3 protein-coding genes and 1 pseudogene are annotated in these 3,660 nt (G+C 63.2%); all 4 read left to right on the forward strand.

Annotated features, from left to right (window positions below; all coding sequences use genetic code 11):
- Nucleotides 1-561, forward strand: a 561-nt coding sequence (locus EOA24_RS30755; protein ID WP_133374690.1) for an ABC transporter permease, incomplete at its 5' end; no start/stop codon positions are given.
- Nucleotide 562: 1 nt separating this feature from the next.
- Nucleotides 563-1,374: pseudogene (locus EOA24_RS30760) on the forward strand (ABC transporter ATP-binding protein).
- A gap of 14 nt (nucleotides 1,375-1,388) precedes the next feature.
- Entirely contained in the window at nucleotides 1,389-2,762 is a 1,374-nt protein-coding gene (locus EOA24_RS30765) for an MlaD family protein (protein ID WP_126082538.1), read from the forward strand.
- Nucleotides 2,763-2,799: 37 nt separating this feature from the next.
- Nucleotides 2,800-3,444: an ABC-type transport auxiliary lipoprotein family protein gene (locus tag EOA24_RS30770; RefSeq protein ID WP_126082539.1), complete on the forward strand. Its 645-nt coding sequence runs from the start codon at nucleotides 2,800-2,802 to the stop codon at nucleotides 3,442-3,444.
- The last annotated feature ends 216 nt before the right edge of the window (nucleotides 3,445-3,660 follow it).

Raw genomic sequence — 3,660 nt, forward strand, 5'->3', positions numbered from 1 at the left:
TATCAGCTCAGCTATTTCGGCGCCAATATCTTCGTCGTCGACCTAGTCGGCGTGCTGATCCTGCGCGAGCTCGGCGTGCTGATGACGGCGATCATGCTCGCCGGACGTTCGGGCAGCGCCATCACGGCCGAGATCGGCTCGATGAAGATGCGCGAGGAGGTCGACGCGCTCAAGGTGATCGGCCTCAATCCGATCGGCGTGCTGGTGTTTCCCCGGCTCGTCGCGCTGGTGATCGGGCTGCCTTGCCTCACCATCATCGCCAATTTCGCCGCCCTTGCCGGCGGCATCGTCGCCGCCTGGCTCTATTCCGACATCCCGCCGGCCGCGTTCATCGACAGGCTGCGCGTCGCCATCGATCTCAGCACCATCTTCGCCGGCCTGATCAAGGCGCCGTTCATGGCCCTGATCATCGGGATCATTGCGTCTGTCGAGGGCATGAAAGTCGGCGGCAGCGCCGAATCGCTCGGCCTGCACGTCACCGCTTCGGTGGTGAAGTCGATCTTCATCGTCATCATCCTCGACGGGCTTTTCGCCATGTTCTACGCAGCGATCGGCTTCTGAGATGGCGAACGGCAACGGCGCCACGGCAGCGGAGCACACGAACGATGGCGAGATCGTGCTTTCGGTTCGCGACGTCACCGTCGCCATCGGCGACAAGCTGATCCTCGACAAGCTTTCGCTCGACATCAAGCGCGGGGAAATCCTTGGCTTTGTCGGCGCGTCCGGCGCCGGCAAATCGGTGCTGCTGCGCACCATACTGGGACTGATGCCGAAGCAGTCGGGGACGATCAGCCTGTTCGGCGTCGATGTCGACAAGGCAAGCGACGCCGATCGCCTGCGCATCGATATGCGGCTGGGCGTCCTCTTCCAGCATGGGGCGCTGTTTTCGGCGCTGACGGTGCTGGAGAACGTGCAGGTGCCGATGCGCGAATATCTCGACCTGCCCAAAGCGCTGATGGATGAGCTCGCCATGCTCAAGATCGAACTGGTCGGGCTGCCGACCGACGCCGCGCAGAAATTCCCGTCCGAACTTTCCGGCGGCATGATCAAGCGCGCGGCGCTCGCGCGTGCGCTTGCGCTCGATCCCGACATCGTCTTTCTGGACGAACCGACCTCCGGGCTCGACCCGATCAGCGCAGCCGAGTTCACGAACTGGTCGTCAAGCTGCGCGACACAATGGATCTCACCGTCTACATGGTCACGCACGACCTCGACACGCTGTTCACCGCTTGCGACCACGTCGCGGTGCTCGGCAAGAAGCGGGTTCTGGTGGAAGGCACGATCGACGACATGCTGAAGAGCGATGAGCCGTGGGTGAAATCCTATTTCCGCGGAAAACGCGCCCGGCAACTTGATCTTGCGGCGCGCGCATAGCGATAAGTGGGGCGATGGAAACAAGAGCCAACTACGTCATCGTCGGCATCTTCACGCTGGGCGCGATCCTGGCGGCCTTCGCCTTCGTCTATTGGACGGCCGCCATCGGCGACAGGGGCGAAACGGCGATGCTGCGCGTGCGCATCCCAGGCTCGGCCTCCGGCCTCAGCCGCGGCAGCCTGGTGCTGTTCAACGGCGTCAGGGTGGGCGATGTGAAAAACGTCTATATCGATGGCGACGATCCGACCGTCGCCATTGCCGACGCCGAAATCGCCCGCTGGACACCTATCACCAAGTCGACGCAGGCCGACATCGGACTGACCGGCCTCAGCGGCCAGGCCAATATCGAGCTCAAGGGCGCCGACCCCAAGGAAGCCAGGCTGCTCGACGAGGCGGAGAAGGAAGGCAGGGTCGCCGAGATCGTCGCCAACCCGTCCGCGGTCACCAACCTTTTGCAGACGGCTCAGAACATCTTTACCCGCGCCGACAAGGTGCTTAGCGAGCTCGAAGGTTTTACCAAGGACGTTCGTGAGCCGCTGACGCAGACGATCAAGAACGTCCAGACCTTCTCGGACGCGCTGGCCAAGAATTCCGACGGCATCGACAAGTTCCTGTCGGCGGTGAGTTCGCTTTCGGATCAGTTGAAGAATGTCTCCGGCCGGCTCGACAGCACGCTGAAGGCCGCCGAAGGCCTGCTCAATTCCGTCGACAAGGACCAGATCAAGAGCATTGTGGCCAATGTCGATACGGTGACGGCGAATCTGAAAGAGACCAGCAAGCAGTTCGATACGGTCATCGGCAACGTCAACACGGCGGTCGGCTCGATCAACGATTTCGCCAAGCAGACGCAAGGGACACTGGCCAAGGTCAACGGCGTGCTCGACGGCATCGATCCGGCCGACGTCAAGGAGGCTTTGGCCAACATCCAGAAAGCCAGCGCCAGCGCCGACAAGGCGGCCTCTGACATCGCCAAGGTCACCAACAAGATCGCCAACCGCTCCGACGACATCAATGACACGATCAAGAATGCCCGCCAGCTTGCGCAGCGCCTCAACGACGCCTCGGTGCGCGTCGACGGCATCCTGGCCAAGGTCGACAAGCTCCTCGGTTCCGGCGAGGCCGACGGCGTGATGGCCGATGCGAGGGCGACGCTCAAATCCTTCAAGCAGGTGGCCGACACCCTGAACTCCCGCCTCGGCACCATCGTCGACAACCTGTCACGCTTCTCCGGCCAGGGGCTGCAGAATGTGGAAGCGCTGGTGCAGGACAGCCGCCGCTCGATCAACCGCATCGAGGAAGCGGTGACCGACCTCAGCCGCAATCCGCAGCGCATCCTGTCCGGCGGCGAGGGCGAGGTCCGGCAGTTCGACGGAAGGGCACGGCGTTGACTTCGGCCGCCGCGACCGCCAAGAAAATGAACCGCGAATGCGGGTTGATCGGGGACAACGGGGATCGCGCGTGAAGTCGGTCAGGGTGGTAGCGGGTAGTTTGAGATCGTCCGCGGCGGCATTGCTGGTGCTTACGCTTGCCGGCTGTGCGGTCCTGGGCGGCAAGCCGGCGCCGCTCGACACGTTCGAGTTGTCCGCGCCTTCGGTCGATGTGCGCGCCCACAGCCGCCGCCAGATCCTGATCGCCCAGCCCTCGGCGCTCAAGGCGCTGGACAGCCAGAACATAGTCATCAGGCGTTCGGACCGCTCGATCCAGTTCCTGAAAGGCGCGCAATGGGCAGACCGGCTGCCGCTGATCGTGCAGGCGAGGCTGGCCGAGACCTTCCAGCGCTCCGGCAGCTTTGCCGGCGTAGGCAAGCCGGGCGAAGGGCTGGCCATCGACTACCAGATCATCGTCGAGGTGCGCTCCTTCGAGGTGCGCGTCAATGGCGGCGAGCATGCCGACGTCGACCTGTTCGTGCGCATCCTGAACGACCGCAACGGCGAGGTGCGCGCCTCGAAGAACTTCACCGCGAGCGCGCCGGTTTCCGGCAGCGGCAATGCGGCTTACGTCCGCGCGCTGGACAATGCCTTCGGCCAGGCGGCGACTGACATCGTCCGCTGGGCCGATTCGACGATTTGAGCGAGGCTCCAGGCAAGCCACGTTTTTTCGGAGCCGTGATGACCGTAAGTTTTATTCAACGGACGTTTTCGGTTGATGGTGATGAGGTGACCTGCCGTTTCTTTTCGCCCGAACCAGAGGACGGGGGAGATTTCCTATGTTGGTACGAAATAGGATGGCCCGAAGGCTCGCGCACGTTCAGAGCGCGTGGGATCGATGCGGTGCAGGCGCTATTGC

The sequence above is a fragment of the Mesorhizobium sp. M2A.F.Ca.ET.039.01.1.1 genome (genome assembly GCF_003998035.1).
In the GTDB taxonomy this organism is placed as follows: domain Bacteria; phylum Pseudomonadota; class Alphaproteobacteria; order Rhizobiales; family Rhizobiaceae; genus Mesorhizobium.

What these genes read in the sequence shown, in the direction of transcription:
- EOA24_RS30770 (WP_126082539.1), top strand. Translation starts at nt 2,800, where the DNA reads ATGCGGGTTGATCGGGGACAACGGGGATCGCGCGTGAAGTCGGTCAGG.
- EOA24_RS30765 (WP_126082538.1), top strand. Translation starts at nt 1,389, where the DNA reads ATGGAAACAAGAGCCAACTACGTCATCGTCGGCATCTTCACGCTGGGC.